The following is a 9871-nucleotide window of genomic DNA, read 5'->3' as shown; positions in this document are numbered from 1 at the left end:
CGATTGAACGCAAGGGGATGATTTAAAAATAGTCGCCCGGCACTTATGTGGCAACGCCTTCGACCACACAGGGGCGACTGACCTCATTGAGCAAGTCGAGAATCGATCGATAAGGAATCCCGGCATGGTAGCTCAGCCCCATCTCGCAGGTCTGCGAGTTGGAATAGCCGACTTCGCACCCCCTGACGGCTTCGGCCAGGCCGCGCAACGCGGCAGCGTTCAACGCCGGCGTGGTGAATCCCTTATCCCCCGCGAATCCGCAGCAGGCGATCTCCGCCGGCACCACGACGTCATCGGCACATGCTTCTGCCAGCGCCACGAACTTGTCGCTCAGCCCCATGCGCGCACTCGAGCAGGTGACATGCAGGGCGATGCGCGCATGTTTCGGCGTGACCGACAGGCGCGCCAATAGGTAGTCGTGCGCAAACGCGACCGGCTCCTGAATCGTCAAACGCGTATCGAGACGTTCCACCATGCGTTGTGTACAGGGGCTGGTATCGCACAGCACAGGATAGCGACCGTTCTGGGAGGCCAATAGCAACTCGCGGTTGAGCTCGCGCACCTTGTGATCCGCCTCGTCGAAATAGCCCCGGGACTGAAACGCCATACCGCAGCAAAGATGCCCAATCATAGCGGGAATGACGACCTCGTAACCGGCCTTCTCGAGCAGCGCCAGGGTCGTGCGTGTCACGGCATCACCCCCGTCATCGCCGCGCGAGGTACCGAAGACCCGCGTGGCGCACGCCGGCAGATAGACGACCTTGTCGCGCTTGCCGGCAGCCGGTTTTCCCGCCCGACGCTCCAGAATGCGTACCGGCGCAGGCGCGGGTAGGGAGGGAATCCACTGCGGCAGACGCTCACCGCTGAGTCGACGAGCACCTCGCGTCAAGCCGCCCATCGCCGCACTGCCCAACACGCCATGTGCTGTATCCGCCAGACGCAACGCACCGCGTCCGATGCGAGTCGTGCCGGAAAAGTGACGCCCTACCAGGCGCGCCGTACCGCCTCGCTCGACGACTCGACGATGGCGCCACTCACGCACGAAATCACCGGTATTGATGCCTACCGGACATTGCGTGGCACACAAGCCGTCGGCGGCACAGGTATCGATTCCCTGATATTGATAGGCCTCGCGCAGCGTCTTCAGACGCGCTGTAGACGCTGGCGTTTCCATACTTTCGAGGCGTGACATCTCACGCTGGATCACGATGCGCTGGCGCGGCGTCAGGGTCAGCTCGCGGGACGGACAAACCGGCTCACAGAACCCACACTCGATACACTTATCCACAATGGGATCGGCCGCCGGCAGCGGCTTGAGGTTGTGGAGATGTAGCTCGGCGTCGCGACTCAGAATGACATCCGGATTGAGCAGATTCTCGGCATCGAAGAGTGCTTTGATCTGCCACATCAAGGCATACGCCTCGGCGCCCCACTCACGTTCGACGAAGGGCGCCATATTACGTCCCGTGCCATGTTCCGCCTTGAGCGAGCCGCCATATTCGTCGGCCACCAGGGTCGCCACGTCATCCATCAGGTCGGCATAACGCTGAACCTCGGCAGGCGTCTCGAAGCCCTGGGGGAAAACGAAGTGCAGATTGCCTTCCAGCGCGTGACCGAAAAGGATGGCGTCGTCATAGCCATGGCGTCGGAATGTCTCGGTCAGTGCCGCCACGCCTGCCTCGAGGTGCTCGAGAGGAAAAGCGACATCCTCGATGATGACCGTGGTACCCACGTCGCGTACCGCACCCACGGCGGGAAACAACCCCTTGCGCACCTTCCAGTACCGCGCATAGAGCTCAGGGTCGCGCGTAAAGCCCAGTGGTTCCAAGGTCTTGAGTCCTTCGAGCGCCGCATGTACGGCGGCGATGCGCGCCGCCAGCGCGCTCTCCTCCTCGTCACGCACATCGATGAGCAAGGCGGTAGCATCGGCGGGCAACGTCTCGAGACCTGCCGGCATGCCCGGCGTTCCCTCCACGGCACGCAGCGCGGCACGATCCATCAGCTCGACCGCCGAGACCGGCGCCGACTTGAGTGCCAGCGTCGCCCGGCATGCCATCGCCATGTCCGGAAAAAGCGCCAGCGCTGCGGTCTTCAGCGGTGCGTCCAGCACGGTGTCGTAGGTGATGGCGCTGATGAAACCCAACGTGCCCTCGGAGCCGATCATCAGATGCGCGAGAATATCGAAGCCATCCTCGAAATCGATCAGGCTATTGAGCGCGTAACCGGTGGTATTCTTGAGTCGATACTTGTGGCGGATGCGCTCGGCCAGCGGTGTATTCGCCCGCGTCTCGTGCCCCAACGCTTCCAGCGCCTCGAGCAGCTCGCCATGCGAGGCACGAAACGCTGAGCGACTCGCCGTATCGCCGGTATCTAAAAGCGTACCGTCGGCCAGGATGACGCGCATATCGCGGAGCGTGCGGTAACTGTTCTGTGCCGTGCCGCAGCACATGCCCGAAGCATTGTTTGCGGCGATCCCGCCGATCATGCAGCTATTGATCGAGGCCGGATCGGGGCCGATCTTGCGGCCGTAAGGGGCCAGCAATTGATTGGCGCGCGCGCCGATGATGCCGGGCTGCAAGCGAATCGCCCGCCCCTCGTCAAGAATCCGGTAATCCCGCCAGCCCTGGTTGAGCTGAATGAGCACCGAATCGGTCACCGCCTGCCCGGAAAGCGACGTCCCTGCCGTACGAAACGTCACCGGCAAGCGCCGGTGACGACATTCGGCCAGCACGCCCATCAGCTCGTCTTCGCTGTCGGGACGCACGACCACCTGCGGGATGAGGCGATAGAAGCTGGCATCGCTACCGTAAGCGAGTAGTCGCAGCGGATCGTCGATCAGCTTGTGTGCGGGCAATCTGTCACGCAGCGCCTCGACCAGCTCTTTGTAGGGCGTTGTCATCGCGGTGTCCGCTCTTCAGGCGGACGCAGTGCATCGAACTCGGCGAGGGCCTCCTGGAGTTCGTCTAGACCACGCACCTGGGTCGCCGTCATGCCCAGCTCGCGGGCGGCATCGACGCACTCGGGGTTGTCGTCGAAGAAACGCACCTGGTCGGGCGCTACGTCGAGCGCCCGACAGACGAACTCGAAGGCCTCGGGGTCGGGCTTGCGCGCGCCGATCTCATGCGAGGCGAACGCCTTCTCGAAGGGCGCATCGAGACGGTAGTCATCGATCAGCCGCCGCCAGTGAACGGGGTTGGTGTTGCTGAGTATAGCGCGACGGTAGGCGGGACGGATGCGCTCGACAAGCGCCATGGCGCCTGCGTAGGGACCACGCATCCAGTCGTCGAACACCGCCAGGAACGCCTCCGGCGTCATATCCAGCTCGAGTGCCTCAAGCGCCGCCCGGGCAAAGCGCGTACCATCGTCTCCGCCGGTTTCGAACGGCGTGATCGCCTCGAAGCCCATCCAGAAGCGCCGGGCCTGCTCGGTATCGAAACGCCCCTGAGTCAGCTCGACTAGCCCGGATGTGCCACGCCAGTCGACCAGCACTCCGCCAGCATCGAACAGCAATACCGTTGCATCGGTCATTCGTCTCTCCCCGCTCATGTCGGTCGCCCTTCAGCATGGCGCACGATCATCATCCGCTCAATTCGCGCCATGGGTTGCAGAAGAGACCAGCGAATCCGCCCCCAGCTCGGCGATGGAACGCGCCCCGGTCAGCGTCATCGCGACCCGCATCTCCTTTTCGAACAGCTCGAGCAGGTGGGTAACCCCCGCTTCCCCGGCAGTAGCGAGGGCATAGATAAAGGCACGCCCCAACAAGACAGTATCGGCACCCAAGGCGATCATGCGCACGACGTCCAGCCCATTGCGTACGCCGGAATCGGCCAGGATAGCCAGATCACCTTTAACCGCGTCGGCGATGGCCGGTAAAGCACGCGCGGTAGAAGGCACACCGTCGAGCTGACGACCGCCATGGTTGGACACCACGATGCCATCCGCACCGAAGCGGACCGCATCGCGCGCATCTTCGGGGTCGAGTATTCCCTTGATGATCATCGGGCCATCCCAGAACTCGCGAATCCACTCCAGATCCTTCCAGGAAATGGCGGGATCGAAATTGTTACCGAGCCAGGCGATATAATCCTCGAGCCCCGTCGGCTGTCCGCGATAGTCCGAGACATTACCCAGATCATGCGGGCGACCATGAAGGCCGACATCCCAGGCCCAGGAAGGGTGCGTCACGGCCTGCAGCATTCGCCGCGCCGCCGCGTTCTTGCCGCTCATGCCGGAATGGGCATCGCGATAGCGCGCCCCCGGCACGGGCATGTCGACCGTGAAGACCAGCGTCTTGACGCCGGCGGCCTTGGCGCGCTCCAGGACATGCTTCATGAAGCCCCTGTCCTTCAGCACGTAGAGCTGGAACCAGAGAGGGCGATCGATGGCCGAGGCCACCTCGTCGATGGGGCACACCGATACCGTCGACAGCGTAAACGGTATGCCTTTCCCGGCGGCCGCACGCGCCGCCTGTACCTCACCGCGCCGGGCGTACATGCCCGCCAACCCCACAGGCGCCAGGGCAACCGGCATGGACATGGATTCGCCGAATAGCTCGGTCTCCAGCGACAGGCTGGACATGTCCTTCAGCACGCGCTGACGCAACGCGATACCGGCAAGATCTTCGACGTTATGCCGCAGCGTATGTTCGGTATAGGACCCGCCATCCGCGTAGTGAAATAGAAAGGGCGGAATACGTCGCTTGGCGGCTTGGCGGTAGTCCGTGGAGGCTGAAATGATCATGACGAACCTTGTGCAAGTGATGCGCTATCCATGAATGGCTATCGAAGAGTCATGCCGAACGCTCGGAGAGTGGTAACAACAAAAGGGGCTAAGACATAGGCGGACGAGGGTATGGAAACGGCATCTCGCCACTTGTCTTTATTGGTTTTACCAATTTACAAAACCGGGTCAATCAACTCTATGAGCGGGCACTGAAGAGTGTCAACAAAGAACCCATCGATTGCATGGAAATGACTTTAAACTTTAGTCACATCCTTAAGTGCCTACTCAAGATTAATCGCGTTGTCCGTTCCGTAGCCATTGAGTAGGCGATGTCCCCCATCACAGAGGCGGTCGAAAGAGAGGTAGGCACTCAAGGGTAGCCAGGCATATTTCATCTGCCGCCACAGAATCTCAATCAGATTCAATTCCGGCGAGTAAGCCGATAGGTAGAGCAGATGCACACGATGCGACATCCACTCCACTATCTTCCGTCTGAAGGCCTTGGAGCGATGCATGCTGGCATTGTCGAGCACCACGACGGCGAAGGTATCGGGGTCTTTTCTGGGCCACAAACTGGTCAAACGCTTCGATGACTGTCTCGGTGGTCACGGGGTCGGTGCTGGTATGGAAGCCCAGATTCCCAGCCCGACTGAGAAACCTCAGTACGTTCAGTCTACGGCTGTGTGAGTAGGCAGTTACCTCGCAGGGCTTGCCGATAGGGCTCCACGCGTATGGCACCGACGACGATTGTGAAAAGCCCGACTCATCGAAGTAATAAAGCTCGTATTCGCCCTGCTCTTCCCGCTGATGAAGCGCCTTGAGGAAGCCTTGAGTGTTGCGGAAATCCGTTGCGTCACGCCAGGCCTTAAGCGAGCGCCGAATGCGCTTGAAGCTATGACGATTTTTTCAACGCTCGGCGAAGGGTCACTGTGCTGACTGTCTTGCCGGTCTCTTCCTGCAGGCGAGCCTGCAAGGATCGAATCTGATGAGGCTGCTCGGCGACCAGTTCCTGAAGTCGCTGATGGTCGTGCTCATCCAGCACCGGCGTGCGGCCACTGCGGGGTTTGTCGATGAGCCCGTCAAGTCCCGACGCCTCCCACTGTTTGAGCCATCGAGAGGCGGCATCATAGGTGCCATCACCTCCATCCAGCGCTCACTACTTCCCGATATACTTGCGCGCTTTCATCACACCTTGTTGGCCAGCGGGCGTACAGGCAATTGATTTAGGCGAGCGAACATTTCACCGCGACATAGGTCTGATTCATCCAACCAGTGGCCACTTGAGCGAGCCCGCCCGGGCGCTTGCCCAACTGATTAGCGAAATAGCCCAGTGAGCGGGCCTTTAATAGCTATCATCAGCCGTTATGGAGACAATAAAAAAACGCTACCCCGAACAAAGGTAGCGTTTTAGCTATCGACGTCAAAGTGCGGCCAACAAAACGTTATACGTCGGTGACAGCTTCTTCCGGCGTCTCGTTTGCCGGAGAATCGCTTGCGGCTGCTTCGTTCTGCTCGTCTTGCGCGTCACTCTCCTCGCTCGCCTGTTCTGCGTCGCTATCGGTAGCAAGGTTCTGTGGCTCATCTAGCTGCAGGGTTTGCGCGGTAAAGGCACGTATTTCACGGAGCAATTCAGGATTCTCCGCTAAACGCTGTCCATAGGAAGGCACAATATCGGTCAGCTTTTCCTGCCACTCTGCACTGGCCACCTGTTCAGGGAAAACGCGGTCAAGCAGGTTTAGCATGATGGAAGGCGCCGTCGAGGCCCCCGGCGATGCACCCAGCAGTGCCGACATGGTGCCATCTTGCGACGTCACGACTTCGGTACCGAACTGCAACACACCCCCCTTTTCAGGATCTTCTTTAATAATTTGTACCCGTTGACCTGCTGTCCATAGTTTCCAATCGTCTTGGTTTGCTTCAGGGTAGTACTTCTGCAGTGCTTCAAAGCGATCATCGTCAGACATCAGTACCTGGCCAGCCAAGTAACTCACCAGATTCAAGTTATCCATCCCAACTTCAGCTACCGGCCAAGTGTTGTGCAGCGTCAGCGAGCTGAACAGATCCGTCCAGGAACCTTCTTTCAGGAATTTGGTGGAGACCGCCGCAAAGGGGCCAAAAAATAGCGCGGGCTCACCGTCCAGGTTACGCCGATCCAAGTGCGGCACGGACATGGGTGGAGAACCTTCACCTGCTTTGCCATAGGCTTTTACATCGTGCTGGGCCACCACGTCTGGATTCGTGGTGTAAAGGAACTGGCCACTTACTGGGAAGCCTGCGTAGGCTTCGGCTTCAGGAATGCCAGACTCCTGCAGCAACAATAGCGCACCACCACCCGCGCCGATAAAGACGTTGCGGGAATCCACGGTGGTTTCCCCACCGTTGGCGAGATCCGCTACGGTGACCTTCCAGGTATCGTCGTCATTGCGCTCTAGACCGCGCACTTCACTACTAAGCCCCAGCATAAAGTGGTCGCTTTGCGCCAGCGACTCAACCATTTGGCGCGTTTGCGCACCATAGTTAACTTCGGTACCCATCTGCATACGCGTTGCTGCCACGGGCGTATCGCTATCTTCACGCTCAGCCATCACTAGCGGCATCCACTCGGCCAGTTCCGCGCGATCCTCAGAGTACTCCATACCCGCATAAAGGGGGTTTTGCGTCATCGCCTGATAGCGCTTATCCAAGAAGTCGACGTCGTCCTCTCCCCACACCACTGCGATGTGCGGCACACTTTGGATAAACGAATCAGGCTCACCCAGAATGCCAGCCTCTACCTGGTGAGCCCAAAACTGACGGGAGACTTCGAACTGTTCAGTTACCTTAGTGGCACGCTCAATTTGAACTTGACCCTCAACCTCTGGCGTGTAATTTAGTTCCATGAAGGCTGAGTGCCCGCTCCCTGCGTTATTCCAGGCATTGGAGCTCTCTTCGGCCACTTGATCCAAGCGCTCATAAAGATGGATATTCCACTCAGGCTCAAGCTCTTGCAGATAGGTGCCCAACGTGGCGCTCATAATGCCGCCACCAATCAATACCACATCAACTGGCTCATCGGCAGCTGGCTCATCGGCGGCAAGCGGCATAGCTACCAGCGCCAACATTGGAGAACAAAGTAATAGGCTAAAGCGTTTTTGCATGTCATGTCCTAGACGGTACAGGAAGGACGCGCCGGAACACTGAGTTTTCGGCATCGAGAGGGTATTGTCTGTCGACTAAAGTCTAACAAAATTTCGCCCTACCGGGAACATGCACCTTGCTCAAATGAGAATGAATAGGTTTTAAGTTATGAAACCAGAGGATCTGGAAAAGTTAGTGACTCGCAGCATGCCCTTTGGCAAGTATGAGGGTCGCCTGATCGCCGACTTGCCCTGGCCCTACTTGAACTGGTTTGCACAGTAAGGTTTTCCAGCCGGCGAAATTGGCCAACTGCTACATCTATGTATGAAATCGACCATAACGGGCTGGCGAGCCTGCTTGAACCACTGCGTAACAGCTAGCGTGGTCGTCGCTGGTCATCTCGAAATTCAAGCGTGTCGAGATTCAAACGCCTTGTTACGCTCAGCGATTATAGCGCCTCATGTTGGCGGGGTCGGTAGGGAATCGGCCCAGAGCCACCGCCCGTTCAAAAAAGCCGGCGGCGGGAAAACCCGCACATTGGCGGCTGACGACTAATGCCGCGACCATTGGCTGACCGGCGGCCACATCCTCTTCCATGAGCTGCTCGAGCGCCTGAGCAACGCGCTGGATGGTGCGGGGTGGCGTAAGCCCTAGCGCGGTTGCCACCTGTTGATAGGTCATGGGCAATGCATCGCAGGGCGCGTTTGCCAGCAATGCGCGCACCTGATTTGCTATAGTGGTGTGGGTATCGCGTTGGGTCATCGTGGTCAGACGCTCTCTTGTCGGGAAAACAAGCATACCGATCAATAAGCTGGTTATGCTGAAGATATCTTGAACATGTTAACGCTTTGAACGCTGGGAGAAAGGCATGGCCACACAATCAAGCGCTCGGCACCCGAAAGGAGGCAAATGGCTCACCCTATTGGCATAGCTGAGCATACTACTGCTGATCGTCGGCGCGATGACCCGCCGCTTTGGCGCGGTTCAGGCGGAAGTGGAAGCCGCTGGCTGGCAGATTGAAACGATTACTGACGATACCATTGAGGCAACCGCCATCACCCCTGGTTTGGTTTCAAGGATGACGTGGTGTTTCGCCTGACCGAGCAGGACAACGGCGTACGGGTGGATATGCGCTCAGCGTCGCGACTGGGCGCGAGCAATGTCGGCACCAACGCATCTTATTAGCTGGCTTCATGCCCGTCATCATCCACCGAGTAACAAGCGACGCCCATGGCTCCACAGCACCTCAGACAACCGCGTCTCGCCGACGTCATCACCGAGCGGCTCGAGGCCATGCTGCTCGAAGGCAGTCTCAAGCCCGGGGAGAAACTGCCTCCCGAGCGTGAATTGGCGGAGCACTTCGGTGTTTCGCGCCCTTCCCTGCGCGAGGCCATCCAGAAGCTCGCCGCACGCGGCCTGCTCACCAGCCGTCAGGGCGGTGGCACCTTCGTTTCCGAGCAGCTCAGCAACAGCTATAGCGATCCGCTCCTGGAAATGCTCACGCGGCACGGTGAGTTCAATCTCGATTTACTCGAATTCCGCGACGCCCTGGAAGGCATCTCGGCCTATTACGCCGCCTTGCGCTCCACGCCCGACGACAAGGCCATGCTGCAAACGCGCTTCGAGGAACTCGAGGCCAGTTATCGGCATCCCGATCGCAGCAGCGATCCCATGCGCGAGGCTCGTGCCGACGCGGCTTTTCATCTAGCCATCGCCGAGGCAGGCCACAACGTCCTGCTGCTACACACCATGCGTGGCCTGTTTCATCTGCTGGAAAAAAGCATCGTCGCCAACCTGGCCCACCTGTTCGAAAAGCCGGACTCCCGCGACCGCCTCATGGACCAGCATCGTGCGCTGTTCGAGAGTATCCTCGCCGGCAACGCCGACGAAGCACAAGCACGCGCCCACGAACATCTGGCCTTCGTCGAGAACGGACTCCTCGAACTCGAACGTGCCGAGACACGCGCCCAGCGCGCGCAGCGTCGCTCCCAGGGATTACCCGAATCGCCTACTTGAAGCCGCCCCGTCAGAC

The 9871-nt window shown here is 59.4% G+C and carries 7 protein-coding genes and 2 pseudogenes; 3 read left to right on the top strand and 6 right to left on the bottom strand.

Features of this window, described 5'->3' with window-relative positions:
- Positions 1-43 precede the first annotated feature (43 nt).
- From L1073_RS09150 to mqo, 5 genes and pseudogenes are all read right to left on the bottom strand, one after another.
- On the bottom strand, positions 44-2899 hold the full coding sequence (locus tag L1073_RS09150) for an FAD-binding and (Fe-S)-binding domain-containing protein (RefSeq protein WP_246898646.1): 2856 nt from the start codon (positions 2897-2899) through the stop codon (positions 44-46).
- Entirely contained in the window at positions 2896-3528 is a 633-nt protein-coding gene (locus L1073_RS09145) for an HAD family hydrolase (protein WP_246898644.1), read from the bottom strand. Before L1073_RS09145 ends, L1073_RS09150 begins: the two co-directional genes overlap by 4 nt.
- A gap of 57 nt (positions 3529-3585) precedes the next feature.
- Positions 3586-4740: an FMN-dependent L-lactate dehydrogenase LldD gene (gene lldD, locus L1073_RS09140; protein WP_246898642.1), complete on the bottom strand. Its 1155-nt coding sequence runs from the start codon at positions 4738-4740 to the stop codon at positions 3586-3588.
- A gap of 263 nt (positions 4741-5003) precedes the next feature.
- Positions 5004-5848, bottom strand: a pseudogene (locus tag L1073_RS09135) (IS630 family transposase); the annotation flags it as partial.
- Between the two features lie 316 nt (positions 5849-6164).
- Positions 6165-7859: a malate dehydrogenase (quinone) gene (gene mqo / locus L1073_RS09130; protein ID WP_246898640.1), complete on the bottom strand. Its 1695-nt coding sequence runs from the start codon at positions 7857-7859 to the stop codon at positions 6165-6167.
- A gap of 148 nt (positions 7860-8007) precedes the next feature.
- Between mqo and L1073_RS09125 the strand changes: the two are divergent.
- Positions 8008-8219 (top strand): annotated as a pseudogene (locus tag L1073_RS09125) (DUF3820 family protein).
- A 61-nt stretch (positions 8220-8280) separates the two neighbouring features.
- Here L1073_RS09125 and L1073_RS09120 read toward each other — a convergent pair.
- Entirely contained in the window at positions 8281-8601 is a 321-nt protein-coding gene (locus L1073_RS09120; protein WP_246898639.1) for a hypothetical protein, read from the bottom strand.
- 321 nt (positions 8602-8922) lie between these two features.
- On the opposite strand from L1073_RS09120, the gene L1073_RS17350 reads away from it, so the two are divergent.
- Together L1073_RS17350 and L1073_RS09110 are read left to right on the top strand one after the other, a co-directional pair.
- On the top strand, positions 8923-9024 hold the full coding sequence (locus tag L1073_RS17350) for a DUF1499 domain-containing protein (RefSeq protein ID WP_425531572.1): 102 nt from the start codon (positions 8923-8925) through the stop codon (positions 9022-9024).
- 45 nt (positions 9025-9069) lie between these two features.
- Positions 9070-9855, top strand: a complete 786-nt coding sequence (locus L1073_RS09110; RefSeq protein ID WP_246898637.1) for a GntR family transcriptional regulator — start codon at positions 9070-9072, stop codon at positions 9853-9855.
- The last annotated feature ends 16 nt before the right edge of the window (positions 9856-9871 follow it).

It is taken from the genome of Chromohalobacter nigrandesensis (genome assembly GCF_023061285.1).
Taxonomy (GTDB): domain Bacteria; phylum Pseudomonadota; class Gammaproteobacteria; order Pseudomonadales; family Halomonadaceae; genus Chromohalobacter; species Chromohalobacter nigrandesensis.
Note: the sequence above shows the minus strand (reverse complement) of the source record. Positions and strands in the feature narration are given on the sequence as shown.

Coding starts and splice junctions, on each gene's coding strand:
- L1073_RS09120 (WP_246898639.1), bottom strand. CDS start 8,601: ATGACCCAACGCGATACCCACACCACTATAGCAAATCAGGTGCGCGCA.
- L1073_RS09110 (WP_246898637.1), top strand. CDS start 9,070: ATGGCTCCACAGCACCTCAGACAACCGCGTCTCGCCGACGTCATCACC.
- mqo (WP_246898640.1), bottom strand. CDS start 7,859: ATGCAAAAACGCTTTAGCCTATTACTTTGTTCTCCAATGTTGGCGCTG.
- L1073_RS09145 (WP_246898644.1), bottom strand. CDS start 3,528: ATGACCGATGCAACGGTATTGCTGTTCGATGCTGGCGGAGTGCTGGTC.
- L1073_RS09150 (WP_246898646.1), bottom strand. CDS start 2,899: ATGACAACGCCCTACAAAGAGCTGGTCGAGGCGCTGCGTGACAGATTG.
- lldD (WP_246898642.1), bottom strand. CDS start 4,740: ATGATCATTTCAGCCTCCACGGACTACCGCCAAGCCGCCAAGCGACGT.